Origin of the sequence: Massilia phyllosphaerae, from assembly GCF_034659755.1 — a bacterium.
Taxonomy (GTDB): Bacteria; Pseudomonadota; Gammaproteobacteria; order Burkholderiales; family Burkholderiaceae_D; genus Telluria; species Telluria phyllosphaerae.
In genome coordinates this window covers 452,696-476,692 of the sequence record NZ_JAXSQX010000006.1, presented here as the reverse complement: position 1 = coordinate 476,692, position 23,997 = coordinate 452,696, and the positions used below count along the sequence as shown (strand labels likewise).

Below are 23,997 nucleotides of genomic sequence, written 5' to 3'. Positions count from 1 at the left end.
ACTCACCCCGACTCAGCTTACAATCCATTTTGAAAGATCCAGGACAACTCGAAATCGTCCGATTTCAAACGCCGTATAAGTTCTAGGCGCGATGCCTCGTTCTCATTACCTTCACTACTCAATATCATTGCAATATATATTGAAAATTTTGCGATGGAATCTATGCCGCATTCTTTTGCAAAAGCCATGCTCTCATTGATCAGTGGGTGTCGCCGATCTTTTGAAATTGGCGCAAGCAATTCAGGGAAATTATCCATGAGCAATGCAAAAACTTGATCAACTTCAGATGCCTCAAGCAATGCAAACTCTTGATTCTGACCAATTATTAAGGGAGATGAAATATTTTCAATCAAGCTAAAATTTGTATCGATCCTCTTCATCTCCCCCATTCGGTTCAAATACCGCCATATTTTAATTGGACTAAAAAACTCGTCTGCCTGCATTGCAGTAAGTACTTTGGTTAGGCTTTCGAATACCCTTGGATCAAAAAATCGGAGCATGGCATCCATGTTTTCCGAAATCTTCACGTGAAGACGTGCCACTAGTCGTTCCGACAGAGCAGCAGTGTTCAGAACAGAGGACAGAATGCTAACACTGGACGTATAGGCACCAGCCTCCCCAAGCCAATCTAAAAAACATCGTGATATTAGTAGGTTGCCATTGGCGCCGACCAAAATAAGAATAGGTGCTGCACTTAGGTCACTCGTTTCTCTTGTACAGTCAAACAGACTTTTCCACTTTATAAAATATTTTGATAATTGCTTTTGCACTCCAGGCAATCCGCCAGAATCAAGCAAAAGATACAGATTCAACTCTGGTTCAGCGGCGATAATTTCCTCTAAAACTAATTTGAGATCTAGTTGATAACTCATGCTGACCTAATGACGAAAGGAGAACCAGCGTCACGCGCTTTCATGAGGCACTCAACGCATATGCTAGTGGGTATAGACGGCAATGGATAGCCAAGCTTAACTGGGGCAGTGAAACTCTTCTTTCCAGCATAGACTGTTATTTTCCCTGGACACTGAACTGTAATACTTCCATTTTCAATCGTGATATTCGCGCCCCCAGCCGTAGACAATTTTATTCGCGTTGCAGCAGCCCAATCTATATGTGCATTCGCACTAGTGACATCAACTTCGTCCCGCGCCTGCACCTTTATCTCATCTGCTTGGGCCTGAATATCGATAACGTCCTTCGCAACGATCATCTGCAGACCAATTCCTTGTTCAGATGTCCTAATTGCTCCGGCAAGTACACCAATAGCCTGCCCCGTATGTACTCGTAGCCGACCACATGTGGCGAATTGGGTATCTTGTCCGCTCGCCAGAAGCGCAGTTTCGTTGTTGACCAACTGCAAACTTTGTCCGGCATTTACGCCTAAGCTATCTATGGCGGTGGTCATGATGATTGGAGCGTTGGCATAGAGCACTTTGGTATCTAATATGCCGCGCATTGATGCCGCTATAGCTTTCAACGGCGCCGCCTGATCATCAACGACACTTGCATTCAATTTAGCCGCTCCAATATGGGCAGCCAAACCTACCGTCTGGTGGACTTGGGCTGTCCCGTGAAGTGTTCTTATCAATTCAGATGCCTGATCAAGGAGCGAGACACCTGAGGCATTTTCCGCAGCCGGATCGTGCGTCAATGCGTTATGGCTGATCGAATAACTCGACACGAGCAACCCCTTCCCCGCCCGCACTGCGCCATAAGCATCCGTACGCAGTTCCGCCCCCTTCCCCCGAAAGCTGCCGCGATAATTGTCAGCCGCATGAATCAAATGCCCCAGATCAAGCGACGACGCCCCATGCGTACACCTGAGCTGCACCCGTCCCTGCCCATCGGTATCATCGAACAGCAACTGGTTGTACCCCGACCCGCCAAACTCCTTGCTGCGCACGCCCCATTGCGCAGCTGAGTTGCGATGACCACTATTTTCGGCCGAAGTACCATGCCACACCGGGCTATTGCCCCCAGTCAGATTGCCCTGCCCCGAGCGCGCCTGATCGTGGGCAGGCGCGAAGACCGCCGCATTGCTGTCGGCATCGAACCGCCCACCCGGCGTCGCCGCGATGCCGCCTTCACCGCGGCCGTTGTACAGCGCGCCGACAATGATCGGCCGGTCGATATCGTTCTCAAGAAATTGCACTAGCACTTCCTGGCCGATGCGCGGCAGGAACTGGGTGCCCATACCGCCGCCGGCCACGCGCTGGGCAACACGGACCCAGCAACTGGAGTCGTCGTCCTGCCAATGGAAACGGATGCGCACCCTGCCCAGGCGGTCGCAATACAGTTCGTCGGCGCCGTTGGGCTGGTCGTTGCCGTCGGCACCAACCACGATCGCGCTCTGGCTGCCGAAGGCGGTCGGCTGGTCGTCGGGGATGGGGCGCCAGACAATGTCGGCGGGCAGCGCATCGAAGCAGTTGGCGTAACCGGTCTCGCGCGCCTGCGCCAGTGCCTGCGTGAGGTCGTCGGGCCGGTCCGCAGACACAAGCGATTGCAGCAAGTTTTCAAGCGGTCCGAACAGCTGGGCCAGTGCCTGCTCGGCAACCGTCGGCAGGTTGTTCACGCCTAAGCTGGTCGCGCGCAATACTGTAAACGACGGTGCATCGCCCAGCGATCGCAAGGGCGTCCCGGTGACCGTCATCCGCGTACCGGCACGCAGCGTACGCACGGTGGAACGCCCTTGCCACAGCTGGCCGCGCGCTTCCTGTGCTTCCATGCGCATGTCGGCATGGCGCTGGGCCTGCTCGCGCGTCGCGAAGGCATACGGGCGCGGCGTATCGAAGGATTCCAGCACAGGCAGATTGCGCCCGGGACGGACCAGCGACGGCGAACTGGCGGCCACGATCTGCTTGGCCTTGTAGTCGCTGCTGAGTAAAGTGGTGAGAGAAACGTGCAGGCTGCGCCGGGCGGCCAGCGCCTGTACCGTGTCCTGCCGTTCGACCGAACGCGCGCCGTGGTAGCGGATGCCGTCATCTGCCGCGCTGGTCGCGTCCTCGGGTACCGCGGCGTACCGGGTGCTGTCGGCGAACAGCACGATACCGGGGCCGTATTCGCCCTGTTCGATGCGCCAGCACAGTCCTTCCCCGGCCAGCAGGCGGCGTACGAAGTCGAGGTCCGACTCACGGTACTGGCAGCAATAGCTGCGTGGCGGGACACCTTCCATGCAGGTCGCGACGTCGTCGCTCCAGCGCCAGCGTGCCTGCGGCTGGTAGGCTTCGAACACGCTGTCGACGATCTCGACCACGCTGCGCTCTTGCCATACGCGGCTGCTGCGCACATGCGCCAGGCGCCACAGCCAGGAGGCAATGCGGATGCGGTAGCGCGCCAGGCCGCCATCGCTGCCCAGCATGTCCACCTCGCTGATGTCGCCGGCGAAGCGGGTGCGGGTGCCGTCGGCCAGGCTGATGTCCAGTGCGGCCGGCTGGCCGAGCCAGGTGTCGGCATCGAGGTGCGCGCTGGTCGACAGGACAATCACGTCGCGGGTGCCGATGGCGTCGATCGCGTCGTCGGCGGCGAACGCCTCGACCAGCAGCGTGCCATCGTCATCATCGTCACCCACCGTCAGCGCATACAAGCGGCTGCTACTGGCAAATGCCACCAGCGCGGTGACGATCCGTTCCCTCAGCGCAGTACTCATGACCCGATGGGCTCCCCTGGCAAGTCGTCGACAACCTTGCCAAGCTACCTTACGGTTCTGTAGAACAATTGCGCAACGTCATTTTCCGTGTCGTGCAACGGAAAAGCCGGCGAATCCGTGGCATCCAGCAGACGCCTCGGGGACGATGGCGGAACCTGTCCAATGCAGCGCGGATCGCCGTACCGGACAAGAGCTCAGGTCACGCCGTCCGCCACCGGCATGGCTACCTTGCGCAGGCACACTGAGAAACTCGATGTGCTCGGGTTATCCACGAACACGCAGCGCTTGCCGTTGCGCTTGCAGAAATCCTTGACGCGCCAGTAAGCCTGGTGGCTGATGCAACCGGTCTGGCAGATCACCAGGTCGGCTGCGGCCAGACTGGTGTCGAGCAGTTCGCTGGCCTGCTCGAGGCCGCCGTCGTGGTGCATGAAGCGGGCGCCTTCCTTTTCCAGCAGGTCGCGGTAGTTCGGCACGTTGCCGCTGCGCCCGCCGACGCACAGCACGGTCTTGTCGGCCAGATCCAGCGTCGGCTCGGACCCAGCAGCAGGCACAGGCGGCATCGACGGGGACGGCGATGGCAGTGGCGCGGCCGCCTCCTGGCGCTCGCGCGCAAAGCGCTGGCGCAGCTGCGCCATCTTGTCCGACAGCGCCTGTTCGCGCGCTTCCAGTTCCTCGACCCGGCGCGCCAGGCGCTCGCGGTCGCGCAGGTCCGGCAGCGCGGCCTGCAGCGCGTCCAGTTCGCGCCGCAGAGATTCGATCGTGCTGTCGCGCTGGGCCAGTTCGGCGCGCAGTTGCAAGGCCTCACCAGTCAGCCGGGCCAGCTCGCGTGCCCGGGCGTCGGCGGCGCGCGCGGCCTTGTCGCGCGTCTGGTCGAGTTCGCGGCCGAGGCCGGCGCTCTGCTTCTGCAGTTCTTCGAAGCGCTGGATGTCGACCCGCGCGCTGGCGCCGGCCTGGTGCTGGATCATGTGCATGTCGCGCACCACGTTTTCGACCATGGCCAGGTCGCAGCGTGGATGGGTCAGCGTGGCCCAGAACGGACCGGCGACGTCGCCGCGTTCGACCGCCTGGCGCCAGGCCGCGTGCAGGGCGGCGGCGTCGCGCAGGCCGCGGAACTGGCGCAGCACGGTGGCAAAGCGCTCGTCCAGGGTGCGCTGCAGCAGCTCGGACATGCGGTTGCGGCTCGCGCATTCATGTACGGCCCAGACGTGGACATCGTAGTCGTCGCCTTCCAGCGGCCGTACCAGCAGCTTGTTGACGAGGCGGCGCAGCATTGCCAGCGGCAGGCAGACGCCGACCAGCGGGCAGTGGCAATTGGTCGGCAGCTCCCACAGGCGCCGACGGCGCGATCCGGCAGCCTCGATCTGATCCGGGCCGCTATCCTTGACAGTGTGTTCGCACATGGCCGCCTCCTCAGTGCAGGGCCGGCCGCTCGGCCTTGGCCGCCAGCTGGGTACGGGCTTCGTCCAGCAGGCGCTGGGCCTTGGCGACGATGACGCTCAGCTCGCTGAAGCGGTCAGGTGCCAGGCGCAGCGTGAGCTGGGACAGGTGCAGGTGAATGGTGCCACACTCGGGGCAGGCCAGCACCTGGCCGGCCGGGCCGGAAGACAGGACGATGCAGTTGCAGGAAGAATGAGACGTGGTCATGGCAGCCCTCGGTAAGGAGACGGTTTTACTCTACCCCAGTTCGGCGCCTATGTAAATGAGAATCATTATCATTAAATCGCAAGCCATCTAGTCATAGTTGCAGCAACTCAACAATTCGAGACACTCCCGCCCTCTCCCGTTCCTAAAGGAATATTCTTACGAGGTCACGCATTCATCCGACCCGCCCGTCGGTTACCATCCGACACCCACCGATTTCCTGACCTCATCGCTGCCATGCCCCTCGACCTATCAGAGACCCTCGTGGTCGGCATCTCCGCTACCGCCCTGTTCGACCTGGCGGAAGCCGATGCCGTCTACAAAGCCAAATACGCGAAAAACCCCAACAATGCGCTCGACGAATACCGCGCCTACATGCTGGAACGCGAAAACGAGCCACTGCGCGACGGCACCGGCATGGCGCTGGTGCGCGCCCTGCTCGGCCTGAACCGCTACGCGCCGTCGGAATCGAAGCCGCTGGTCGAGGTGGTTGTCATGTCGCGCAACAGCCCGGAGACCGGGGTGCGCGTCTTCAACAATATCCGCTCGCGCGGCCTCTCCATCTCGCGCCATGCCTTCACCGGCGGCCATTCCGTGGTCGACTACCTGGACGCCTTCGCGGTCGACCTGTTCCTGACCACCAACGTCGAGGATGCCCAGCGCGTGATCGACGCCAAGGCGGCCGCCGCGGCAGTGTTGAAGGCGCCTCCCCAGGGCGGCGATGCGCCGCCCGACGACCAAGTGCGCATCGCCTTCGACGGCGACGCCGTGCTGTTCGACGATGCCAGCGAACTGGTCTACAAGACCGAGGGCCTCGAGCGCTTCCACACCACCGAGAACGAAAAGCAGAAAGAGCCGATGGCCGACGGTCCTTACGCCATCCTGCTGCGCAAGCTGGCCAGCCTGCAGAAGCGACTGCCGTTCGGGGCCGATGTGTCGCCGGTGCGCATCGCGATCGTTACCGCGCGCAGCGCCCCGGCCGAGATGCGCGTGATCAATACGCTGCGCCACTGGGGCGTGTACGTCAACGAGATCTTCTTCCTCGGCGGCGTGCAGAAGACCAAAGTGGTCAAGGCCTTCCGCGCCCACATCTTCTTCGACGACCAGGACCTGCACCTCGACCCGGCCGCCAAGCACGTGCCGTCCGGCCGCGTGCCCTACCGCTCGGACTCGCCGCTGTACTCGCACCTGCATGCGCCTACGGCAACGGCGCCGCTGGTCGACATGGGCAGCGAACCGCCGCTACTGCTCGACAAGGTCGACGCCGGCTGATCTCCTGCCCCTACGCCGCCATCGGCACCATGCCGGCGGCGCGCACCTCCAAGCTGGCCGTGCCGGCATCGCGTCGGCTGCCATCCCGCCCGCCTCCATTCCTGCTCCCGATCCCGCGCCCAGGCGACGTCTTGGCCGCGTTTATTGCTATAAAAGCTTAACCCATGCAAACACACGGGTTTGGTTATAAAATGCGGTTTTTATATTTCTCAGACGCATATACGACGTCCGGAACGAATTTTGAGGCTTCCATGAGCATTCAACTGATCCTGAACCTGGCGATTGCCCTTGCCGTGTGCGTGCTGCTGTATGTCATGCAGCAGCGCCACGTTTCCTTCACCAAGCGGGTGTTCACCGGCCTCGGCCTGGGTATCGTGCTGGGCGCCGCCTTCCAGGCGGTCTACGGCAACGGCGCGCCCGTGATCGCCGCCACCAACGAATACCTGAAGGTGATCGGCGAGGGTTACGTCAAGCTGCTGCAAATGGTGATCATGCCGCTGATCATGGTCTCGATCATCCAGGCCATCCTCAAGCTGCGCGACGCCTCTTCGCTCGGCAAGATCAGCGCGCTGACCATCAGCACGCTGATGGTCACGACCGCCATCGCCGCCTCGATCGGCATCCTGATGGCCAAGCTGTACGGCCTGAGCGCCGTCGGACTGACCTCGAGCGCCGCCGAAATCGCGCGCGGCCACTACCTCGAAGGCAAGCTGTCGACCGCGCAGCAGTTGTCGATCCCGAACATGATCCTCTCCTTCATCCCGGAGAACCCCTTCCTCGACATGACCGGCACCCGCAACACCTCGACCATCGCCGTCGTCGTGTTCTCGATCTTCATCGGGGTCTCCGCCACCGGCATCGCCGGCAAGAAGCCGGAAGTGTTCGAATCCTTCAGCCACTTCGTCCACGTCGCCCACGTGATCGTGATGCGCATGGTGACCCTGGTGCTGCGCCTGACCCCGTTCGGCGTGTTCGCGCTGATCACCAAGGTGCTGGCCAGCTCCAGCCTGCAGGACATCCTGCACCTGATCGGCTTCGTGATGGCCTCGTACAGCGCCCTGCTGCTGATGTTCGGCGTCCACCTGCTGATCATCTCGGGCATCGGCCTGAATCCGGTGCGCTACGTGAAGAAGATCTTCCCGGTGCTGGCCTTCGCCTTCACCTCGCGCACCTCGGCCGGCTCGATCCCGATGAGCGTGCAGACCCAGACCGGGCGCCTCGGGACGCCCGAAGGCATCGCCAACTTCGCCGCCTCGTTCGGCTCGATGATGGGACAGAACGGCTGCGCCGGCATCTACCCGGCCATGCTGGCGGTGATGATCGCCCCGACCGTCGGCATCGATCCGTTCACCGTCGACTTCCTGCTGCCGCTGATCGGCATCGTCACCATCGGCTCGGTCGGCGTGGCCGGCGTCGGCGGCGGCGCCACCTTCGCCGCGCTGATCGTGCTGTCGGCACTCAACCTGCCGGTGGCGCTGGCCGGGCTGCTGATCTCGATCGAACCGCTGATCGACATGGGCCGCACCGCGCTCAACGTCAGCGGCTCGATCACCGCCGGCACCGTCGCCAGCCGCCTGCTCGGGCAGACCGACGTGCAAGTCTTCAACAGCGACGCCGAAGTGAACCTCGACGGCGACCAGCTGGTCGCCTGAATTCCCATTTTGTCATGGCCATCAGGAAAGCATTCTTGATGGCCTGAACGTCCGCCGTAAGCCCCCTCCTACACGACAATTCGTTACACGTTTTCAGCCGGAATCGTGCGCTGAGCTCCCGCAGAATCCGTCTATGATGCCCCCATGTCAAAAAAACAAACGGGCGGGTGATGGAACAGAAGTGGCCTCAGGAAATCTGGTTGGTACGACACGGACAGAGTGCGGGTAACGTCGCGCGCGATGCCGCCGAAGCTGCCGCCGGATTGCGCATCGATATCGCCGAGCGCGACGTCGACGTGCCCCTGTCCGAGCTCGGCGTGCGCCAGTCGCAGGCGCTGTCCGGCTGGTTCGCGGCCCTCGGTCCCGAGCGCCAGCCGACCGTGGTGCTGCACTCGCCCTACGTGCGCGCCGCCCAGACGGCCGACCTGGTCATGGCCGGCATGGACCGCGAGGAGATGATCGCCATCCACGCCGACGAACGCCTGCGCGAAAAGGAATTCGGCATCCTCGACCGCCTGACCGTGCGCGGCATCGCCGAACAGTTTCCCGACCTGCACGAACAGCGTCACCACGTCGGCAAGTTCTATTTCCGGCCGCCCGGCGGCGAAAGCTGGTGCGACGTCATCCTGCGCCTGCGCAGCCTGCTCGACACCATTACCCGCGAGTATGCCGGCGAACGCGTGCTGATCGTGGCGCACCAGGTCATCGTCAACTGCTTCCGCTACCTGCTCGAGCGCATGGACGAGGCCCGCATCCTGGCCGAAGACCGCGCCGGCGACGTGCCCAACTGCTCGGTCACTTCCTACGAATTCGACCGCTCGCTCGGCAAGCGCGGCAAGCTGGCCGTCAAGCTGATCAATTTCGTCGCGCCACTGGAAGCGTCCGGCACCCCGGTCACGGCCAGCAAGGACATGCCTGCCGCACCCAAGGCCTGATCCGCCCACCCACCGACACCCACCATGACGCAGACCCACGCCAGAGCGCGCGATATCGACGACAACCTGCTGCGCAGCTGGCCGCTGCCCGTTCCGTCCGGCGAAGGCGACAAGGAAGTGCGCGGCCACGTGCTGATCCTCGGCGGTTCGCGCGAAATGCCGGGCGCCGTGATCCTGGCCGCCACCGCCGCCATGCGCGCCGGCGCCGGCAAGCTGACCATCGCCACCGGACGCAGCGTGGCCCAGCTGGTGGCGCTCGCCATTCCCGAGTCACGCGTACTGGGCCTGGCCGAGAACGAGGCCGGCGGTTTTACGGTCGAGGCCGTTGCTGCGCTGGATCCGCTGGCCGACAAGATCAACGCCATCCTGGTCGGGCCGGGCATGCAGGACGAGGCCGCCACCGCGCGCCTGGTGCATGCGCTGTTGCCGCGGCTGGAAGGCAGCAATACCAGCGTGTTGCTAGACGCCGAAGCCATGGGCGCGATCCTGCAGCCGCCGGACGCCGCGGCCGGCACGGAAGCCGGCGCCGCTGTCAACGCACCTTTCCGCTTCAACGTTCCAGTGTTGCTAACCCCGCATGCGGGCGAGATGGCGCACCTGACCGGCATCGACAAGGATGCCATCCAGGACGATCCCGACCGCCACGCGCTGGAAGCCGCGCAGCGCTGGAACGCGGTGGTGGCACTCAAGGGCGCCCGCACCGTGATCGCAACGCCGGACGGCGATTGCTGGCAGCACGAAGGCGGCAACGTCGGGCTGGCCACCTCGGGTTCGGGCGACGTGCTGGCCGGGATCATTGCCGGCCTGGCGGCACGCGGCGCCGACCTGGCGCAGGCGGTCAGCTGGGGCGTGGCGCTGCATGCGCGTGCCGGCGTGCGCCTGGCGGAACGTTTGGGAACATTGGGTTATCTCGCGCGGGAATTGCCTGAAGAAATTCCTGCATTGCTCGAACAAGCCGCCGGCGGCAAGGCCGCCCCGGCAGACAGACTATCCGGCAGCACGCCGGTGGAAGTTAAGGGTTGAACATTAAAAGTTCGCTCTTATCTAATCCGCATGTCGTATCGCGGATAAAGCAAGAGGTGGGCAGTTCGGCGAACCGGCAACCAGCGTGCTGGTCTAATTAATACCGTCGAATTCGTGCACCGAACGGGGCCGCGTATTGCGTCGGTTCCCTAAGGTTCCGCAGCCATGCCGTCTGGCCTGGAAGCGAACCCAACTGGCGCCACCGACCCTCCAGCGCCTCACCTGGAGACGGCGGCACAAGATAGACGTGAACGAGGAGTAAAACAAATGAAAACGCTTAACAACGCATCGAAAATTCTGTTCGCAGCAGCCCTGATGGCAAGCCTCGCCGCTTGCAAGAAAAACGACACGACCAGCACCACCGGCACTGGCGACACGTCGGCAACCGCACCGTCGACCACGTCGGGTACCAGCGGCACCGGCGGCACTGGCACCACGGGTGACACCAGCACCGGCACCGGCGCAACCGGCACCACCGGCGGCATGACCGGCGCGACCGGCACCACCGGCGATACCGGCACCGGCGCAACCGGCACCGGCACCACGGGCACCGGCGCAACCGGTACCACGGGCGGCACCACCGGCACGACCGGCACCGGCACCACGAGCGGCAGCTCGGGCACCTCGGGTACCTCGGGCACGGCTGGCAGCGGCACCGGCGCCGACACCACCAACTCGGGTTCCACCGGCGGCACCAGCACCAGCGGTTCGGGCACCGGTCGCTGATCGCCATGGCGCATCGGCAAAGGGTCGATCACGGCCCTTTGCAGCGGCTTTGCCAGCCGCAGCGGCTTTGCCAGCCATTTAGCTGGCAACGGTCGTGCTGCGCTACGACAGACTGCGTCCTCGCCCTTGCTGCATGCACTGGGCGCGGCAGATGCGGCCCTAGTGCATGCCGCCTCGGCGGCGCTTTATAAAGAAAAGGGCCTGCGTTCAACACGCAGGCCCTTTTTACATCCGGCTCTTACTTAACGCAACCAGTCCCTCGATCATGCCGCCGCCGGACGTGCACGGCGGAAAATGAAGCGTATGCCGCGCATGACCATGCGGAACAGCAGGCGCCCGAAGGTCAGGGTCAGGATCGCTTCGATGAAGGTCATCACGAAGGCCGGCAAAGGCGTCAGGCGCGCCGCGCGGCGCTGGAACTTGGCCCCCATGCGGTCGCGTGCGATCTCGATGCTGTCGTAGAAGGTTGGCACGACCAGCAGGGTCAGCAGGGTCGAGGTGATGGTGCCGCCGATGATCGCGATCGCCAGCGGCTGGTAGAACTGGCCGGAATCGCCCATCGCCAGCGCCACCGGGAACATGCCGGCGATCAGCGCGAAGGTGGTCATCAGGATCGGACGCAGGCGCGCGCGGCCGGCTTCCATCAGCGCTTCCTCGCGCAGGCGGTTGCGCTCCTCGGTGGTCATCTCGGTCCTGCCCTTCATGCCCTCGGCCTCGCGCGAACGGGCAGCATCCAGCAGCAGGATCGCGTTCTTGGCCACCAGGCCCATCAGCATGATGATGCCGATGAAGCTCATCAGGTTGAGGGTGCCGTGGGTCAGCAGCAATGCCACCACCACGCCGATCAGCGACAGCGGCAGCGACATCATCACGCCCAGCGGCGCGGTGAAGGAACCGAACTGCATCACCAGGATCAGGTACATCAGGCCGATGCCCGACACCAGCGCGATCGTCATCTGCTGGAACAGCTCGGCCTGGTCCTTGCCGGCGCCGCCCAGCGACAGGCCGTAGCCAGGCGGGAAGTCCATCGACTTGGCCAGCTTCATGGCGTCTTCGGTCACTTCGCCGTTCGAGCGGCCCTGCACGTTGGCCGAGACCGTGATCACGCGCTTGCCGTCCTTGTGCTCGATCGCCGACGGCCCCTTGCCCATCGTGATCTTGGCGATCTGGTCGAGCGGGACCATGGTGTTGGTACCGGTGACGGCGATCGGCAGGCGTTCGATGTTCTCGGTGCCGACGCGGTCTTCCGGCGCCAGGCGCACCGCCACGTCGCGGGTCTCGCCGGTCGGGTCGACCCAGTCGCCGACCTCGATGCCGGCAAAGGCCACGCGCAGCGCGGTGGCGGCGTCGCCCACCGAGATGCCCATCATGTTCGACAGGCCGCGGTCGAGTTCGATCTGCAGTTCGTCCTTCGGATCCTGCTGGGACAAGGTGACGTCGACCGCGCCCGGGACCTGGCGCAGCTTGTCCATGTAGGCGCTGGTGAGTTCCATCAGCTTGCGCGTGTCGGGGCCGGTGAACTCGATCTGCACCGGCTTGCCGTTGCCGTTGAGTTCATCCATGACCACGTACTCGGCACCCACCAGGCGAGAAATCTTCTGGCGCAGCTCGACCGCGATCTCGGCGGCGCTGCGCTTGCGTTCGGCGCGCTTGCCGATATCGACGTAGATGCGGCCGCCGCTCGACTGGATGCTGCTGTTGGTTTCCTTGGCTTCCGGCAGGGTGCGGGCGAGCGCGGCCGCCTCTTCCATCTTCAGCTTGGCATAGCCGACCGAGGACGAGGCCGGGGTGCGCACCTCGATCGCCAGCTGGCCGGCATCCATCTTCGGCAGGAAGGCGGAGCCGCCGAAGTTCACGTGCAGGGCCAGCGCCGCGACCAGGCTGCCGAGGGCGATGACGGCCATCCAGCGGCGGTGGTGCAGCGCCCAGGCGATCACGCGGCCGTAGCGGTCGGCCTGGTGGTCGAACCAGGTGTTGAAGCGCGCCAGTACTTTCTCGATGCCCTTCTTCGGCGCATGGTGGTGGCCCGGTGGGTCGCCCCAGTAGGCCGACAGCATCGGGTCGAGCGTGAAGGAGATGAACAGCGATACGATCACCGAGCAGGCCACGGTCAGCGCGAACGGACGGAACCATTCGCCCGAAATGCCGGGCATGAAGGCCACCGGAATGAACACGGCCATGATCGAGAAGGTGGTCGAGGCCACCGCCATGCCGATCTCGGCGGTACCCTCGAGGGCCGCGGTGCGGCGGTCCGCACCGTTTTCCATGTGGCGCACGATGTTTTCGCGCACCACGATGGCGTCGTCGATCAGCACGCCGATCGCCAGCGACAGCCCGAGCAGGGTCATGAAGTTGAGCGTGAAGCCGCACAGCCAGACCGCGATGAAGGCCGCCATCACCGAGGTCGGCAGCGACAGCGCCGTGATCAGGGTCGAGCGCCAGGAATTCAAGAAGGCGTAGACGACAAAGATGGTCAGGCCGGCGCCCAGCACCAGCGATTCGATCACGTTGTTCAGGCTGCGCTGGGCTTCGTCGCCGCCGTCGCGCGTGATTTCCAGCTTGGTGCCGGCAGGCAGTTCCTTCTGGATCTCAGCGACCATCTCGCGGGTCTTCTTGGCGATCGAGACCGTGGACGCTTCGCGCGAGCGGATGATCTGGATGCCGACGTTCGGCTTGCCGCTGCGCATGGACACGCTGTTGATGTCGCCGAAACCATCCTTGACGTCGGCCACCTGGTTCAGGCGCACGATGGTGTCGCCGTTGCGCTTGACCACGATCTGGGAAAAGTCCTGCGGATGTTCGATGCGGCCGACCAGGCGGATGCCCTTCTCGTCCAGCTCGCTGCGTACTTTGCCCACCGGCGCGTTGGTGTTCTGGCGGCTCAGGGCATTGGTGACCTCGCTGACCGACACATTGTACTCACGCAGTTTGGCCGCGTGCAGCAGCACCGACAGCTCGCGCCGCAGCGAACCGTTGACCTGCACGTTGGCGACACCGTCGATGGCACGGAAGCGATCGGCCAGCTGGTCCTCGGCCAGGCGCGAAATCTCGGCCAGGCTCTGGCCGCTCGACGACAGCGACAGGTTCATGATCGGCTGCGACGACGGATCGACCCGCTGCAGGATCGGTTCGCGCATCTCGATCGGCAATTTATAGCGCACCGAGGCGATGGCGTTGCGCACGTCGTCCGAGGCTTCGATCAGGTTGCGCTTGAAGTCGAACTGCAACACGATGGTCGTGCTGCCTTCGTTACCGTAGGAATTGACCTCGGTGACGCCGGTGATCGCCTGCATCTGCTTTTCGAGACGCTCGATGATCTCGCGTTCGTTGGTTTCCGGCGACGCCCCCGGGTACGGCACGTTGACCACGATGATCGGGATCTCGACGTCCGGGTTCTGGTTCACACGCAGGTGGCTGAGGGCGATCAGGCCCATGCACATCATGCCGATGATCAGCACGAGCGTGGCGATCGGCTTCTTGACACTGAAATTGGACAGGAACATGGCGGCGCTATCCTTTATTTACCCTGGGCCGCGCCGTTGCCGGCGCTGGCGACTTTGGCCGCCGCCATCTCGACCTTCTGGCCATCCTTCAAGTTCGAGCCCGGGTGGCGCAGCACGGTGTCGCCGGCCGCCAGGCCGTTGCGGATCTCGAAATTACCGGTGCGCGGGTCGCGCGCGCCCACGCCGAGGTCGGCCTTGACCAGGGCATTGCCCTTGACCTTCCAGGCATAGGTCTTGTCGCCGTTCCTCACCAGCGCGCTTTCCGGCAGGGTCAGCGCGTCCGCCACCTCGGCATCGATACGCCCTTCCGCATACAGGCCGGATACGCGCGGCTGGTTGCCGCCGGCGAAGCCGACCAGCACCTCGACCTGGCGCGTGACGTCGTTGGCGGACGGATCGATGCGGCGCACGGTGCCGCTGAACTGCTGCTCGCCGTAGCCGTTGACGCGGAACAGGACCGGCTGGCCGACCTTCACCGACGCGATCTTGTCGGCCGAGACCTGGCCTTCGAAGCGCATGCTGGTCGGATCGATCACCTTCAGCAGTTCCTTGCCGATGGAGGCGGTGTCGCCGTTCGAGACCTTGCGCTCGGACACGATGCCGTCGAAGGGGGCGCGCACCACGGTGCGGCCGACCTGCTGGCGTGCCGTCGCCAGGCGCGCGCGCGCCGCCGAGACTTCGCTCTGGGCCGAATTGCGGCGCACTTCGGCATCGTCCAGCGCTTGCGCCGAGGTCATGCCGGAGGCGCGCAGCGTCTTGGAGCGCTCCAGCGCGCGCTGCGACTGGTCGAGCGCCTGGGTGGCGGCGCGCAGCGATTCCTCGGCCGACAGCAGGCTGTCGCGGATCGAGGTTTCGTCGAGCTTGACCAGCACGTCGCCGCGCTTGACCGGGTCGCCGTTTTCCTTCAGCACCTGCAGCACGACGGCCGAGACTTCGGCACGCAGGTCGGCCTTGCGTTCCGGCTGGATCGAGCCGGTGATCACCGGGCCGGATGCGAGCGCATCGCTCTGCACCGTCAATACGTCTTCCGCCGACACCAGCAACTGCACCGGCTTGTTGGCATCGGGCTTGGCGGCGTCCGCGCCGGGTTTGCCGCAGGCAGACAGCGCCGAGGCAAGGGCAAGGACGATCAGGGTTTTGCGCAGCATGGGTGGATCTCCCGAGAATTGGACTCGTTATTTATTGGAATAGTTGGATACAAAAAGCCAGCGGGCAGTATCGGCGAGGCCGACTTGAGCGTCAATCACGGTCAGGCAAACCGTGGAATTCGTGGGATGAACTGCGGATTTTGGGGATGAACTGCAGTTGCGGGCGTTCAAAATACGCGACAGAACGCCCGCGCCGCGGTCACTTGACGAACAGGTGATAGACCAGGTTGCCCATCAGGATGCCGGTGACGATGCCGCCGCCGATCTCCACCAGGGTATGCCCCATGCGTTCGCGCAGGGTCTTGTGCCCGGCCTGGCCGGCCGCCAGGCGGTTGATCGCCGCGGCCTGGCGCCCCACGTGCCGGCGCAGGTTGTTGGCGTCGATCATCACGATGAAGCACAGGGTCACGGCGACACCGAAGGCCGGGTGACCCATGCCTTCGCGCAGGGCGATCAGGGTCGCCATGCTGGTGACGGTGGCACTGTGGTTGCTGGGAAAGCCGCCGTTGCCGACCAGGTCGAAAGCCCAGCGGCGCTGGCGCGCGCTGGTGATCAAAAATTTGATCGGGCCGACCACCAGCCAGGTCAGCACGGGGGTCAGCAGATATGTCAGGTCCATGTGTTATCCAGTAAATAGTACAGAGTCAATTCCGGGCGGAATTATCGCAGAAGCCCTTGCCCACGGCGACATCCGATGCGCCGCCGTGGCCGGAGTTGCGGTTAAACTGCAGTCCAGTGTGGTATTTCCGACAAGGAGTCATTGGATGCAACATTTCAAGCTGTCGTTCGTGGTCACGGCAATCCTGCTGGCGCTGGCCGCATGGTGGGGATACGACCACGGGGGCAGCGCCGGGCTGCTGCAGGCGCTCTGGATCGCCGCCGTGCTGGGTGTGCTAGAAGTCTCGCTCTCGTTCGACAACGCGGTGGTGAACGCCTCCGTGCTGCGCAACTGGAACGATTTCTGGCGCAAGCTGTTCCTGACGATCGGCATCCTGGTCGCCGTGTTCGGCATGCGCCTGCTGTTCCCGCTGCTGATCGTCTCGGTCGCGACCGGACTCGGGCTGGTCGACGTCTGGCACATGGCGGTCAACAGCCCCGACGAGTATGCGCGCAACCTGACTTCCAAGCATGCCGAAGTGGCGGCCTTCGGCGGCGCCTTCCTGCTGCTGGTCTTCCTCAACTTCCTGTTCGATGAAGAAAAGGAACTTCACTGGCTGGGCTGGATCGAAGAAAAGATCGGCAAGTACGGCAGCGAAGGACTGGCCATCCTGCTGACTCTGCTGGCCGTGTTCGGCTGCATGAGCCTGATGCCCGAAGAGCGCAAGCTGGCGGTGCTCATGGCCGGCGTCATCGGCGTGCTCGTGTACGTCGGCGTCAACTGGTTCAGCGGCCTGCTCGAAGAGGAGGAATCCGATCCATCGGTGGGCAAGATCATCTCGCAGGGCAGCATCGGCGGCTTCCTGTATCTGGAAGTGCTGGACGCATCGTTCAGCTTCGACGGCGTGATCGGCGCCTTCGCGATCACCAAGGATGTCGTCATCATCATGCTGGGCCTGGCCATCGGCGCCATGTTCGTGCGTTCGCTGACGGTCTTCCTGGTGCACAAGGGCACGCTGGAACAATTCGTCTTCCTCGAACACGGCGCCCACTACGCGATCGGCATCCTGGCCCTGATCATGTTCGCCAGTGTCGAGTACCATATCCCCGAATGGTTCACCGGCTTGTCCGGCGTGGCCTTCATCCTGGTATCGCTGTGGTCGTCCGTGCGCTGGAAGCGGCGCGCGGCGTTGCAGGGTACCTGAGCCGCAACCTATAACACCTGAAAGGAATCGCGATGGCAATCAGTTTGCAAAAAGGCGGCAACGTCAACCTGTCCAAGGAAGATCCGAACCTGAAAAAGGTCATCATCGGCCTGGGCTGGGATCCGCGTGCGACCGACGGCGCCACCTTCGACCTCGACGGCAGCGCCTTCTTGCTGCGCGGCGATGGCAAGGTACGCGGCGACGCCGACTTCATCTTCTATAACAACCTGAGCTCGACCGACGGCTCGATCAAGCACACCGGCGACAACCGCACCGGCCAGGGCGAAGGCGACGACGAGCGCCTGGAGATCGACCTGACCCGGGTGCCGGCCGACGTCGAGAAGGTCGTGTTCGCGGTCACCATCCACGAAGCCGACCAGCGCCGCCAGAGTTTCGGCCAGGTCAGCCGCGCCTTCATCCGCTGCCTGAACGCGGACGGCGAACGCGAGATCGCGCGCTACGACCTGTCCGAGGACAGCTCGACCGAGACCGCGATGATCTTCGGCGAACTCTACCGTTACGGCAGCGAGTGGAAATTCCGCGCCGTCGGCCAGGGCTATAACGGCGGCCTGGGGCCGCTGGCGCGCTCGTTCGGCGTCAACGTGTAAACCTCGCACGTTTCACCGGTTGAATCTTTTGACAAGGGCGCGCCCATCGGTAATGATGGGCGCGCCCTTGTTGTCCGTACAGCTCATCCCATCATCGAAATCGAACACGACCATGCCGATCACCCGCCCGCGCCGCCCCGGCCTCATCATCGCTTCCATCCTCGTGATCGCAGCTGCGCTGTGCGCGCTGTATGTCTGGACCGTGCTGAGCTGGTCGTATTCCGAAGGCGAACGTGCCGGCTACCTGCAAAAGCTGTCGAAGAAAGGCTGGCTGTGCAAGACCTGGGAGGGCGAGATCCTGCTGTCGAGCATGCCGGGGGCAATCCCCGAGCGCTTCGCGTTCACGGTGCGCGACGACGCCGTGGTGCGCCAGTTGCAGTCGGCCATGGGCCAGCGCGTGCAGCTCAGCTATTCGCAGCACGTCGGCATCCCGACCAGCTGCTTCGGCGAGACCTCGTATTTCGTCGACAAGGCGGTGGTCGGCGGCAGCAATCCGGTGGCGCCGAGCGGCATGTAATCCGCGGCGCCGGCGTACGTTCGCACGTGCGCAACATGACAAGTTGGAAACATTGTGCCACCATATGCTGCTTGTAGAAAAGAAAGGTGGCATATGAAGGTACGGATGGCGAGCGCGGCCGCGCTGGCAGCCTGCATGCTGGCCGCAGTGCCGGCTGTGATGCCGGCTGCGCGCGCATCGACGATCGACGAGTTCAGCCTGACGCGGCCCGAGGGCTTGCGCCACTATCTCGTGGTGCAGCCGGATAAACTGGCAAGCAGCAACCGCCCGCTCGTCATCCTCTTGCACGGCAACGGTTCCAGCGCCGAGATGATGATCGGCATGGATTCGATCGCCGGTTACCGCTCCGAAGACTGGATCCGCCTCGCCGAGCGCGAGCGCGTGATGCTGATCGCACCCGACGGCAGCAAGGCCCGCAACGGCAAGCGCGCCTGGAACGATTGCCGCGCAGACGCTCCCACCAATACCACCAGCGACGACGTCGGCTTCATCGCCGAGCTGATCGACACCGCCGTCGCCCGCCTCGGCGCCGACCCCGACCGTATTTACGTGTTCGGCAGTTCCAACGGCGGCGCCATGGCCTACCGCCTCGCCATCGAACTGGCGCCGCGGCTGGCCGCGATCGGCGTGCAGAGCGCGCTGATGCCGGCCCAGAGCCGCTGCAAGGCGCCGGTCACGCCGGTGTCGGTGTTCGTGTCGCACGGCACCGCCGACCCGGTCATGCCCTACGGCGGCGGCAAGGTCGGCAACTGGGTACTGCGCGAACGCGGCTCCGGCATCGGCGCCGAGGAATCGGTGGCGGTCTGGCGGCGCCTGGCCGGCTTTCCGGAAGCGGCGCAATCCTTCCGCATCCCGCACCTGCAATCGGCCGACCCCACGTCCGCCGTGCGCTACGTCTGGGGCCACGATCCGGCGCGGGTGCAGGTCGAATTCCTGCGCATCGACGGTGGCGGCCACGTGCCCGCCTCGCGGAACGACGAGCTGCCGTGGTGGCTGCGCAAGCTGGTCGGCAACATGAACCGCGACGTCGACCTGGCCGAAGAAGCCTGGATCTTCTTCCGCGACAAGCGCGCGCAGATCAAGCCATGACCAGGGCGATCGATCCTGCCGAGGTCGAGTTCATCGCGATCCGGGCGCAGGGGCCGGGCGGGCAGAACGTCAACAAGGTGTCGTGCGCGGTGCATGCGCGCTTCGACGTCAAGGCGTCGTCGCTGCCGGACGCCGTCAAGGAACGGCTGCTGGCCATGCACGACGGCCGCATCACGCGCGACGGCGTGGTGGTGGTCAAGGCACAGGAGTCGCGCAGCCTGGAGCGCAACAAGGAAGATGCCTTGCGGCGGCTGCAGGAACTGGTCGATCAGGCGAGCATCGTGGTGAAGGCGCGCAAGGCGACGCGGCCGACCCTGGGGTCGCAGCGGCGGCGCGTGGAGGGCAAGGTGCGGGCGGGGAGGATCAAGGCGTTGCGGGGCCGGGTCGCAGAATAATCAGCGACGCTCACGTCGGCCCCGTCACTTGAAACGTCGCCCCTGCGCAGGCAGGGGTCCAAGTTTGCAAGCCTTACGTCAGCGCATATAACTTGGGCCCCTGCCTTCGCAGGGGCGACGGTTTTGGCGCGGGCCTCGCGCTGATTGCGTGGCCCGCCATTGCTCAGCTATTGTTCCGCTGCCTTGCCACCGCATCCGCCAGCCTGGCCGCCGCCTGCGCCGCCGACGGCTGCGTCGAGAACCGGCCGATCACCTCGCGCGCCAGGTCTTCGGATTCGGCGCGCTGCTTGGCTTCGGCCTGGCGCGCCTCGATCTGGCTGCGCAGCGCGCCCAGTTCGGCGACCTGCTCGTCCTGGCGGCCGGCTTCCAGCTCGACCAGGCGGCGCTTGGCTTCCGCCATCTCACGCGTCGCTTCCAGCGATTTGCGCTGCATGTCGGCGGCGTGCTGGGCGTGTTCCAGCAGGGAGCGCTGGGCGTCGCGCTTTTCCGCCGCTGCCTGGGCGGCGGCCTGCTCGGCCAGTTCGCGCGCGCGGGCCAGCGCCGCCCTCTCCTCTTCCGCCTTGGCGCGCGCCTCGGCAGCGGCGACTGCAGCGCGTTCGGACGCCATGCGCGCTGCAGCCGCTTCGCTGGCGCGGGCGTCAAGCACGGCCTGCTGGCGCTGCGCCGACAGTTTCTGTTCCAGCAGCGCCAGCGCCTTGCGCGCGGCATCCGCCGCTTCGCGTTCGGCGCCGGCGACTTCCTCGGCCATGCGCTGCTGGCGCTCTTCGGCCGCGGCACGCTCGGACTGGGCGCGCGCCACCTCGGCCGCACGCGCCGCCTGGGCACGCACGCGGGCGGCGGCCTGGGCTTCTTCACTGCGGGTCAGTTCGGCCAGGCGCTCGGCGTCGGCGCGGGCTTCCGCGGCGATGCGTTCGGCCTGGGCGCGCTCGGCGTCGGCCAGCGCCTCCTCGTGCGCGGCGCGTTCGGCAGCGTGGGCGGCGGCGGCACGCTGGGCGTCGAGCGCGGCCTGACGCATTTCCAGCGCGCGCTGCTCGTCCTCGAACTGGGCACGGGCCAGTGCCGCCTGCTCTTCGTCGGCGGCGATGCGCGCCTGGGCCGCGGCGGCCAGCATGCGCTCGGCTTCGATACGGTCCTGCTGGGCATCGTGCGCTTCCTGCTCCAGGCGCAGGCGCTCGCGCTCGGCGTCGAGCAGCGCCTGGGCGCTGGCTGCGCGCGCCTGGGCCGCCTCGGCGGCCTGGCGCTGCGTTTCCGCCAGCGCGCCGGCGGCGGCCAGCGCCGCTTCGTTGGCGGCGGTCGCAGTAGCCAGGGATTCGTCTGCGGCGGCGGTGGCTGCCGCCAGCGCCTCGTCCGCAGCGGCCCGTGCGGCGGCCAGCGCCTGTTCGCCGGCCATGGTGGCAGCGGCCAGCGCCTGTTCCCCGGCTGCGGTAGCCGCGGCGACGGCCTGCTCGGCGCCGGCATTGGCAGCAGCCAGTGCCGCTTCCGCATCGGCAGTGGCGGCGGCCAGGGCGGCTTCACCAGCAGCGTTGGCCGCCGCCAAGGCTTCGGCCTGGGCCAGGCTCTGCACCGTGCTCTGCTCGGCCAGGCGGCGCGCGCGTTCGTGTTCCTCGGCTTCGCGCAGCGCGGCCTCTCGCGCGTGCTCGTCGGCGCTGGCGCGCAGGCGCGCCGCTTCGGCGGCTTCGCGTTCAGCGGCCAGGCGTGCCTGCGACTGCTGGGCCTCGGTTTCCTCGGCGTGGGCGCGCTCCAGCGCCACCTCGCGCAGCTTGCGGTCGGCCTCGATGCGCGCCTCGGTGGCGGCCAGGATGCGGCTTTCGGCATCGCGCCGCGCCTGGGCGCCGTCCTCGGCCATCTGTTCCAGCCGCTCGCGGTAGATGGCGGCGTCGCGCAATTCCTTTTCGGTTTCCAGGCGCATGCGCAGCGACTGGGCGGCGGTGCGCTCGGAGGCGGCCTGGGCCAGCGCGATCGCTTCGCGTTCCTGCTCGATATGGGCCAGCGCGCGCGCTTCTTCCAGCGCGCGCGCCTCGGCGGCGGCGCGTGCAAAACTCGAGGCCAGCGCCACCTGGTCGGCGCGCTCGCGCGCCAGGGCCAAGTCGAGCGCTTCGGCTTCGGCGGCGGCCAGTTTCTCGGCGGTCTGGCGCGCGGCCTTTTCGGCGCGCTCGCGTTCGCGCGCCAGGATCGCCACCCGGGCATCGGCGCTGGCGCTGTACGACACTTCTTCGCGCGCCGCATGCACGGCGGCCATCCGTTCGGCCGCCTGCAGGCGCGCCTGTTCGGTGTGCTGGGCCAGTTCCTCGGCTTCGCGAACGGCGCGCAGGGCCAGCTCGGCGTCCGCCCTGGCCTGTTCCTCGGCCCGCTTGCGGGCTTCGTCGGCGGCGCGCAGGCGCGCTTCGGCCGCCAGGCGGATCTCGGTGTCGGACTGCACGCGTGCGCGCAGCTCGGCGGTTTCCTGGCGCATCGCATCGAGGCGCTCGGCCGCGGCGCGGGCGGCGGCGCGCAGGGTTTCGATGCGATCGCGGTTGGCTTCGATCGCCTCTTCCGATGCCTGGGCATTGGCCAGCGCGGCGGCCGCGGCCTGGGCGTCGATCGCGGCCCGCTCCTCGGCCAGGCTGCGGGCGCGCGCCTCGGCATGGGCACGGTTCTCGGCCGCCACCGCCGCCTTGGCTTCGGCTTCCACGCGCGCGATGCCTTCCTGGATCGCGCGCTTTTCCAGCTGCTCGCGCTGCGGTTCGGCTGCCGCCGGCTCCGCTGCCGGCGCGGATGTAGCCGCCACCGGAGTCTGGACCGGCGCCGCCGGCGCGGCGGCGGGCGGCATCGGTGCAGCCGGCCTCAGGTCGATGGTGAAATCGGTGTCGTCCTGGGCGGTAGCGTCATGCGGTGGATCGTGGCGGTCGGTCATGGCGGGCTCGTGTTTGTGATTCTGGCCCCGGACTGGGCCTTGTTACGATTATGCAGGATGCGCACCGATGCCGTCACGCTGAGCTGAACTGTAAACCCCTGCCAATTCGGCGTTTGGGTCACACCGGCCACAGCGGCGGCTCATCCATCAGCGCCACCTGCTCGCGCAGTTCCAGGATGCGGTCTTGCCAGTAACGTTGAGTATTAAACCACGGAAACGCCGCCGGGAAGGCCGGGTCATCCCAGCGCATTGCCAGCCATGCCGAGTAATGGATCAGGCGCAGTGTGCGCAAGGCTTCCACCAGGTACAGCTGGCGCGGGTCGAATTCGCGGAAATCCTCGTAGCCGGCCAGCACGTCACCGAGCTGGCGCACCATCTCGGGACGGTCGCCCGACAGCAGCATCCACAGGTCCTGCACGGCCGGCCCCATGCGGCTGTCGTCGAAGTCGACGAAGTGGGGACCGTCGCCGGTCCACAACACGTTGCCGGCATGGCAGTCGCCGTGCAGGCGGATGTGCTCGATGCTGCCGGCGCGCTCGAAGCAGCGGGCGACGCCGTCCAGCGCCTGGTCGAGCACGCTGGTATAGGCGGTCAGCAGTTCCGGCGGGATGAAGCCGTGGCCGATCAGGAAGGCGCGCGGTTCGCGGCCGAAGGTATCCAGGTTCAGCGCCGGACGCTGGGTGAAGGCGCGCACCGCGCCGACCGCGTGGATGCGCCCGATGAAGCGCCCGATCCATTCCAGCGTGCTGGGATCGGACAGCTCGGGGGCGCGTCCGCCGCGGCTCGGGAACACGGCGAAGCGGAAGCCGCCGAACCCGTGCAGGGTGCGTCCTTCGAGCATGCGTGCCGGCACCACCGGCACTTCGGCGTCGGCCAGTTCCTGCACGAAGGCGTGGTCTTCGAGGATGGCGGCATCGCTCCAGCGCTCCGGGCGGTAGAACTTGACCACCACCGGCTGGCCTTCTTCGCGGCCGACGCGGTAGACGCGGTTTTCGTAACTGTTGAGCGCCAGCAGGCGGCCATCGCCGCGCAGACCGACGCTGTCGACGGCCTCGAGCACCATCTGCGGGTCGAGCCGGGAGAACGGATGGCCGCCATCGCGACCGTCCGGCGGTTGATTATCAAGCTGAATATCCATGTTGACATT

At 65.3% G+C, this 23,997-nt stretch carries 19 protein-coding genes; 10 read left to right on the top strand and 9 right to left on the bottom strand.

The genetic code is table 11. The annotated features are described in order from the left end of the window. Positions 1 to 17 precede the first annotated feature (17 nt). The 4 genes from U1H99_RS23335 to U1H99_RS23320 form a co-directional block, all read right to left on the bottom strand. On the bottom strand, positions 18 to 872 hold the full coding sequence (locus U1H99_RS23335; RefSeq protein WP_323144094.1) for a DUF4123 domain-containing protein: 855 nt from the start codon (positions 870 to 872) through the stop codon (positions 18 to 20). After that, positions 869 to 3,646, bottom strand: a complete 2,778-nt coding sequence (locus U1H99_RS23330) for a type VI secretion system Vgr family protein (RefSeq protein ID WP_323144093.1) — start codon at positions 3,644 to 3,646, stop codon at positions 869 to 871. The genes U1H99_RS23335 and U1H99_RS23330 overlap by 4 nt, the downstream gene beginning before the upstream one ends. 194 nt (positions 3,647 to 3,840) lie before the next feature. Beyond that, on the bottom strand, positions 3,841 to 5,046 hold the full coding sequence (locus U1H99_RS23325) for a DUF2325 domain-containing protein (protein WP_323144092.1): 1,206 nt from the start codon (positions 5,044 to 5,046) through the stop codon (positions 3,841 to 3,843). A 10-nt stretch (positions 5,047 to 5,056) separates the two neighbouring features. After that, positions 5,057 to 5,290 (bottom strand): hypothetical protein, encoded by a 234-nt coding sequence (locus tag U1H99_RS23320; protein WP_323144091.1) that lies wholly within the window; start codon positions 5,288 to 5,290, stop codon positions 5,057 to 5,059. Positions 5,291 to 5,524: 234 nt separating this feature from the next. On the opposite strand from U1H99_RS23320, the gene U1H99_RS23315 reads away from it, so the two are divergent. From U1H99_RS23315 to U1H99_RS23295, 5 genes are all read left to right on the top strand, one after another. Then, positions 5,525 to 6,559, top strand: coding sequence for a 5'-nucleotidase (locus U1H99_RS23315; protein WP_141828738.1), 1,035 nt, complete (start codon positions 5,525 to 5,527; stop codon positions 6,557 to 6,559). A gap of 251 nt (positions 6,560 to 6,810) precedes the next feature. Next, entirely contained in the window at positions 6,811 to 8,211 is a 1,401-nt protein-coding gene (locus U1H99_RS23310; protein ID WP_323144090.1) for an L-cystine transporter, read from the top strand. A 200-nt stretch (positions 8,212 to 8,411) separates the two neighbouring features. Then, the gene (locus tag U1H99_RS23305) at positions 8,412 to 9,146 is read left to right on the top strand and encodes a histidine phosphatase family protein (protein WP_323144089.1); all 735 of its coding nucleotides are present in this window, start codon (positions 8,412 to 8,414) and stop codon (positions 9,144 to 9,146) included. A 24-nt stretch (positions 9,147 to 9,170) separates the two neighbouring features. Then, positions 9,171 to 10,169: an NAD(P)H-hydrate dehydratase gene (locus U1H99_RS23300; RefSeq protein ID WP_323144088.1), complete on the top strand. Its 999-nt coding sequence runs from the start codon at positions 9,171 to 9,173 to the stop codon at positions 10,167 to 10,169. Between the two features lie 267 nt (positions 10,170 to 10,436). Next, positions 10,437 to 10,895: a hypothetical protein gene (locus U1H99_RS23295; protein WP_323144087.1), complete on the top strand. Its 459-nt coding sequence runs from the start codon at positions 10,437 to 10,439 to the stop codon at positions 10,893 to 10,895. Between the two features lie 263 nt (positions 10,896 to 11,158). Here the strand turns inward: U1H99_RS23295 and U1H99_RS23290 are convergent, their stop codons facing one another. The 3 genes from U1H99_RS23290 to U1H99_RS23280 all read right to left on the bottom strand — a co-directional run bounded on the left by U1H99_RS23290 (position 11,159) and on the right by U1H99_RS23280 (position 16,165). Next, on the bottom strand, positions 11,159 to 14,398 hold the full coding sequence (locus tag U1H99_RS23290) for an efflux RND transporter permease subunit (protein ID WP_323144086.1): 3,240 nt from the start codon (positions 14,396 to 14,398) through the stop codon (positions 11,159 to 11,161). Positions 14,399 to 14,412: 14 nt separating this feature from the next. Beyond that, the gene (locus tag U1H99_RS23285) at positions 14,413 to 15,546 is read right to left on the bottom strand and encodes an efflux RND transporter periplasmic adaptor subunit (protein WP_323144085.1); all 1,134 of its coding nucleotides are present in this window, start codon (positions 15,544 to 15,546) and stop codon (positions 14,413 to 14,415) included. 199 nt (positions 15,547 to 15,745) lie between these two features. Continuing rightward, a complete protein-coding gene (locus U1H99_RS23280; protein ID WP_323144084.1) occupies positions 15,746 to 16,165 on the bottom strand; it encodes a divergent PAP2 family protein in 420 nt (139 codons plus the stop codon). Positions 16,166 to 16,310: 145 nt separating this feature from the next. Here U1H99_RS23280 and U1H99_RS23275 point away from each other — a divergent pair, with 145 nt between their 5' ends. From U1H99_RS23275 to arfB, 5 genes are all read left to right on the top strand, one after another. Then, the gene (locus U1H99_RS23275; protein ID WP_323144083.1) at positions 16,311 to 17,348 is read left to right on the top strand and encodes a DUF475 domain-containing protein; all 1,038 of its coding nucleotides are present in this window, start codon (positions 16,311 to 16,313) and stop codon (positions 17,346 to 17,348) included. Positions 17,349 to 17,380: 32 nt separating this feature from the next. Next, positions 17,381 to 17,956 carry a TerD family protein gene (locus U1H99_RS23270; protein ID WP_323144082.1) on the top strand — a complete coding sequence of 192 codons (576 nt, stop codon included), beginning with the start codon at positions 17,381 to 17,383 and terminating at the stop codon, positions 17,954 to 17,956. Positions 17,957 to 18,068: 112 nt separating this feature from the next. Then, positions 18,069 to 18,473: a DUF8785 domain-containing protein gene (locus tag U1H99_RS23265; RefSeq protein ID WP_323144081.1), complete on the top strand. Its 405-nt coding sequence runs from the start codon at positions 18,069 to 18,071 to the stop codon at positions 18,471 to 18,473. A gap of 93 nt (positions 18,474 to 18,566) precedes the next feature. After that, complete coding sequence (locus U1H99_RS23260; protein ID WP_323144080.1) at positions 18,567 to 19,562, top strand: CE1 family esterase; 996 nt, start codon at positions 18,567 to 18,569, stop codon at positions 19,560 to 19,562. Then, entirely contained in the window at positions 19,559 to 19,957 is a 399-nt protein-coding gene (gene arfB / locus U1H99_RS23255) for an alternative ribosome rescue aminoacyl-tRNA hydrolase ArfB (RefSeq protein ID WP_323144079.1), read from the top strand. The genes U1H99_RS23260 and arfB overlap by 4 nt, the downstream gene beginning before the upstream one ends. A 163-nt stretch (positions 19,958 to 20,120) precedes the next feature. Here arfB and U1H99_RS23250 read toward each other — a convergent pair whose 3' ends face one another. Beyond that, positions 20,121 to 22,850: a coiled-coil domain-containing protein gene (locus U1H99_RS23250; RefSeq protein ID WP_323144078.1), complete on the bottom strand. Its 2,730-nt coding sequence runs from the start codon at positions 22,848 to 22,850 to the stop codon at positions 20,121 to 20,123. Positions 22,851 to 22,968: 118 nt separating this feature from the next. Then, entirely contained in the window at positions 22,969 to 23,988 is a 1,020-nt protein-coding gene (locus tag U1H99_RS23245) for an SrkA family protein kinase (RefSeq protein ID WP_323144077.1), read from the bottom strand. Positions 23,989 to 23,997: the final 9 nt, after the last annotated feature.

Excerpts from the sequence above, each read along its gene's own strand:
- U1H99_RS23335 (WP_323144094.1), bottom strand. The coding sequence starts at position 872 with ATGAGTTATCAACTAGATCTCAAATTAGTTTTAGAGGAAATTATCGCC.
- U1H99_RS23330 (WP_323144093.1), bottom strand. The coding sequence starts at position 3,646 with ATGAGTACTGCGCTGAGGGAACGGATCGTCACCGCGCTGGTGGCATTT.
- U1H99_RS23325 (WP_323144092.1), bottom strand. The coding sequence starts at position 5,046 with ATGTGCGAACACACTGTCAAGGATAGCGGCCCGGATCAGATCGAGGCT.
- U1H99_RS23320 (WP_323144091.1), bottom strand. The coding sequence starts at position 5,290 with ATGACCACGTCTCATTCTTCCTGCAACTGCATCGTCCTGTCTTCCGGC.
- U1H99_RS23315 (WP_141828738.1), top strand. The coding sequence starts at position 5,525 with ATGCCCCTCGACCTATCAGAGACCCTCGTGGTCGGCATCTCCGCTACC.
- U1H99_RS23310 (WP_323144090.1), top strand. The coding sequence starts at position 6,811 with ATGAGCATTCAACTGATCCTGAACCTGGCGATTGCCCTTGCCGTGTGC.
- U1H99_RS23300 (WP_323144088.1), top strand. The coding sequence starts at position 9,171 with ATGACGCAGACCCACGCCAGAGCGCGCGATATCGACGACAACCTGCTG.
- U1H99_RS23295 (WP_323144087.1), top strand. The coding sequence starts at position 10,437 with ATGAAAACGCTTAACAACGCATCGAAAATTCTGTTCGCAGCAGCCCTG.
- U1H99_RS23290 (WP_323144086.1), bottom strand. The coding sequence starts at position 14,398 with ATGTTCCTGTCCAATTTCAGTGTCAAGAAGCCGATCGCCACGCTCGTG.
- U1H99_RS23285 (WP_323144085.1), bottom strand. The coding sequence starts at position 15,546 with ATGCTGCGCAAAACCCTGATCGTCCTTGCCCTTGCCTCGGCGCTGTCT.
- U1H99_RS23280 (WP_323144084.1), bottom strand. The coding sequence starts at position 16,165 with ATGGACCTGACATATCTGCTGACCCCCGTGCTGACCTGGCTGGTGGTC.
- U1H99_RS23275 (WP_323144083.1), top strand. The coding sequence starts at position 16,311 with ATGCAACATTTCAAGCTGTCGTTCGTGGTCACGGCAATCCTGCTGGCG.
- U1H99_RS23270 (WP_323144082.1), top strand. The coding sequence starts at position 17,381 with ATGGCAATCAGTTTGCAAAAAGGCGGCAACGTCAACCTGTCCAAGGAA.
- U1H99_RS23265 (WP_323144081.1), top strand. The coding sequence starts at position 18,069 with ATGCCGATCACCCGCCCGCGCCGCCCCGGCCTCATCATCGCTTCCATC.
- U1H99_RS23260 (WP_323144080.1), top strand. The coding sequence starts at position 18,567 with ATGAAGGTACGGATGGCGAGCGCGGCCGCGCTGGCAGCCTGCATGCTG.
- arfB (WP_323144079.1), top strand. The coding sequence starts at position 19,559 with ATGACCAGGGCGATCGATCCTGCCGAGGTCGAGTTCATCGCGATCCGG.
- U1H99_RS23250 (WP_323144078.1), bottom strand. The coding sequence starts at position 22,850 with ATGACCGACCGCCACGATCCACCGCATGACGCTACCGCCCAGGACGAC.
- U1H99_RS23245 (WP_323144077.1), bottom strand. The coding sequence starts at position 23,988 with ATGGATATTCAGCTTGATAATCAACCGCCGGACGGTCGCGATGGCGGC.